2 protein-coding genes are annotated in these 3,287 nt (G+C 41.9%); both read left to right on the top strand.

Features of this window, described 5'->3' with window-relative positions; all coding sequences use genetic code 11:
- Positions 1-492 (top strand): class I SAM-dependent methyltransferase (locus H6S82_RS25190; RefSeq protein ID WP_191056893.1); only part of this gene is annotated, 492 nt, incomplete at its 5' end.
- Between the two features lie 201 nt (positions 493-693).
- A complete protein-coding gene (topA, locus tag H6S82_RS25185) occupies positions 694-3,183 on the top strand; it encodes a type I DNA topoisomerase (protein ID WP_190462686.1) in 2,490 nt (829 codons plus the stop codon).
- Positions 3,184-3,287: the final 104 nt, after the last annotated feature.

Here is a 3,287-nt window from a genome sequence, read left to right as displayed (position 1 = left end):
GGACGCTTCGCGGTAGACTTGGGTTGCGGGGAAGGTCGCGATACGGTGGAACTGCTGCGGCGGGGTTGGCGAGTTTTGGCAATTGACGGAAATGCGGAAGCGTTTGAGCGAATGTTGGCGCGTCCGGATTTGCAAAATGTCGAATTATTGGAAACCAAATTAGGTAAATTTCAGGATACTACTTGGCCGGAAACAGATTTAATTAATGGTAGTTTTTGTCTGCCATTTTGTCCGCCCGAATATTTTTCGCAATTGTGGGATAAAATTGTGCAAAGTATTCGTGTTGGCGGTCGTTTCAGCGGTCAATTGTTTGGCGATCGAGATGACTGGGCGAAGATTCCTACCCATTCCCATTTCACGCAAGCACAGGTGGAAAAATTTTTAGAACCTTTTGAGATAGAGGTTTTTAATATCGAAGAAGAAGATGGCAAAACGGCTTTGCAAGAACCAAAGCACTGGCATATTTTTCATATTGTAGCTCGGAAGAAATAAGTTGGCTTGTCGTTCGATCGCATCCTTAATATATCTCATCTCTACTCTTCATCTGCGTACCCTACGGGAAGGCTAATTGCTTCGCAATCGCTTCGCTAACGCCTACATCTGCGTGCATCTGCGGTAAAAAAAATATAAAACCCAGCCCACCCAAAGAAAAATCATAGTAAAATTAAATAAACTCAAGTAATAGATGCTCCCATGACAAAGCTATTACTGATAGAATCACCGGGAAAATCAAAAAAATTAAGTCAAATTCTGGGTGCGGGTTGGATTGTCAAAGCTAGTATGGGTCATATCCGCGAACTAGCACAGGATGGGGAAGATTCGCTAGGATTTGATTTAGAAGACGATCGCATAAATTGTCGCTACGAAATTAGAGGCGATCGCAGTAAGAAAGTCCTCAGCGATTTGCGTCAAGCTGTCAAGCAAGCAACCGATATTTACATTGCCACAGATCCCGATCGAGAAGGCGAAACAATTGGTTGGCATTTAGCGCAAGAACTGCGATTAAAACAGCCGAAAAGAGTTACTTATACCGAGATTACTAAAGCGGCAGTGATGAGTGCGATCGCCAAACCGCGCACCCTCGACCAAAACTTAATCGCCGCCGGAAGAGCGAGAGATTGTCTCGATAAATTAGTCGGATATAAAGGTAGCAAACATTTAGTTTGGCAACTGAAAAACGGTGCGAAATCGATGGGAAGAGTGCAAAGCGCCACTCTTCATTTAATTTGCCAAAGAGAGAAAGAAATAATTGCCTTTGTTCCGGAAGATTACTGGTCAGTTTGGGTAGAATACAAAGAAGGATTCAAAGCGTTTTATCGCGCTAGTTTGAAAGCAGCTAAAGATGAAAATTCCGAACCCGATGATGCTGGTAAAAATGACGCCAAACCAGAATCCGATCGCGTAAAAACACAAGAAGAAGCAGATAGATTAGTAGCCATTGCCAAAGCCAATCCCCATAGTATAATTAAAATTGAAAAGAAAACAGTAAATCAATCACCTCCCGCACCATTTATTACCTCTACCCTCCAACAAGCTGCTGGTGCGAAACTGCATAAAAGTCCAGAGCAAACCATGAAAATTGCCCAGTCACTTTACGAAGCTGGACATATCACTTATATGCGAACCGACTCGGTAGTATTATCCGAGCAATTTTGTGATGCAGTGCAAAAGTATTTACAAGCAAACGACCCGGAAAACGTACCGGATAAAACAACTAGACACCGTTCAAAACAGGGAGCGCAAGAAGCGCACGAAGCAATTCGTCCTACTGATGTTAACCGAATTCCCGCACAATTGCGATCGCAACTAAGTGATGATGAAGCTAACCTTTACGAGTTGATTTGGAATCGCGCCGTTGCATCCCAGTGTCGTCCCGCACAAATAGCAAAAACGCGGATTATTACCCAATCTGCCGATATTTTTTGGGAAGCGCGAGGACAAGTGCTGATTTTTCCCGGTTATACCCGCTATTGGAATAATATCAGCGAAGATGTGCAATTACCAAATGTGGTAGAAGGACAAACAGTTAATTTAAAAGATGCTAAATCCGAGAAGAAGCAAACACAACCGCCGCCGCGTTATACGGAACCGAAATTAGTACAATTAATGGAAAAGAAGGGAATAGGTAGACCTAGCACTTATTCTCCTACAATTAAAACTTTGAAAGAGCGGGAATACGTGCAATTATCGAAAAGTAAGTTACAGCCAACTCCTTTAGGGATGGAATTGGATGATTTTTTAGCCAAAGTTTTACCAGATTTAATTGCAGCCGAATTTACCGCGCAGATGGAATCGCAATTAGATGCAATTGCTGATGGAAAACAGAATTGGGAAAAATGGCTTACCAGTTGGAATCGAGAATATTTCGATCCGGCTTTAAAGCAAGCAATTCAGCAGGTAAAGGGATATACAACTACCGCTAAATCCAATAATTTTGCGCCAGCAAAGACGACTGGGAAGGGACGCAAAAGTAAATCCGATCCTTTAGCGGAAATATTGGGGAATGAGAATGAGGTAGTGAAGCAAAAAAAGGCTCGATCGACTTCAGATATTGCACCAACAAAAGCAACAGGAAAACAACGCAAAACAACTGCTGATGCTTTAGCGGAAATATTGGGTAATGAGAATGAAGTAGTCAAGCAAATGAAGACTCGATCGACTTCCAATATTGCACCAACAAAGGCGACGGGAAGGCGACGCAAAACAACTGCCGATTCTGGGAATGAAAGTAAGAAATCATCTACTGAAAGTACAGAGATTTTATGTCCGAAATGCAATAAACTAATGGTGAAAGTGCCAACAAAATCGGAGAAGGTAAAAGCCGGACATTTCCTCAGTTGCGACAAACGCAAAGATGGATGCGGCGCGGTAATGTTTTTGAACGATAAAACTAAGCAATACGAGTTACCTTATGGGGAACGTGCAGCTAAAACACCTGAGACAAAAGATTTAAGTGAATTTCCCTGTCCTGTTTGCAGTTCGCCTTTGGAAAAGCATAATTATACTGATAAGAAGACAGGGGAAACTAAAACAATGTTGAGGTGTTCTAATGCTGAGAATCGGAAAAATGGTTGTAAGGAAGTAGCGTTTTGGTGGACTTCCCAAAAACATTGGTGGTCGCCGACTTTTGGGGAGATAAAATCGAAGGGTGGTTCTTCTGGTTCTAAGAAGAAAAAATCGTGAGATAATAAGATTAATATTCTATTTCAATAGAGACGTAGAACAATGCAATTAGAAGATTACTTTTAATTTTTAGATCCTGATAAGTGCGATCGCATTTTGATCAA

This window comes from Planktothrix sp. FACHB-1355 (assembly GCF_014748295.1).
GTDB lineage: Bacteria > Cyanobacteriota > Cyanobacteriia > Cyanobacteriales > Aerosakkonemataceae > Aerosakkonema > Aerosakkonema funiforme_A.
The sequence above is the reverse complement of the archived record's forward strand: the minus strand, read 5'-3'. Positions and strand labels throughout refer to the sequence as shown.